The organism is Mesorhizobium sp. M7A.F.Ca.US.005.03.2.1, from assembly GCF_003997795.1.
GTDB lineage: Bacteria > Pseudomonadota > Alphaproteobacteria > Rhizobiales > Rhizobiaceae > Mesorhizobium > Mesorhizobium ciceri.
Genome location: NZ_RZRP01001587.1, coordinates 1 through 496, shown reverse-complemented (window position 1 = coordinate 496; position 496 = coordinate 1). Strand labels below are relative to the sequence as shown.

Genomic DNA, 496 nt, shown 5'->3' with positions numbered 1-496 from the left:
GGCCCACATGCTGGCTCAGGATGTGTTCCATCCAGCCGAGCTTTACCTGGAACTTGCCGGTCTCGCCGGTTCGATGGCGACCTACGGATCGAGCGCGCGGCGGCTGGGCGAGTTGCCCGCCTACGATCACATGGCGCCTGGCCCCGCCTATTCGGCGCTGGCGGATGCGCTGCGCTCGCTCATCCTCAGCCTGCGTTACATCGAGCCGAAATCGCGTGCGCTGCCTGTCATGCGGCATTCGACCAATGTCTGGAAGATCCGTATCGACAATCCGAAGCTGCTGGTGGCCAGCCGGATCGTCATCCGGGTCGGTTCGGAGTTGTCGGAAGACGCGCTGCGCAAGATATTCGTCAATCAGGCAACCGTCGGCTCGGCCGACCAGTTCGAGGGCCTGTGGAAATCGCGCTTGCCCGGCATTCCGCTGAAACCGCTTCATTCCCAGCCGCGCGAGATTCCTTACGATGGCGATCGGTTATGTCTGGAACTGGACCAGAAA

General features: G+C 62.1%; 1 protein-coding gene. It reads left to right on the top strand.

The window, feature by feature from the left end:
• On the top strand, positions 1-496 hold a 496-nt coding region (gene tssK, locus EN991_RS39305; protein ID WP_164769817.1), incomplete at both ends, for a type VI secretion system baseplate subunit TssK.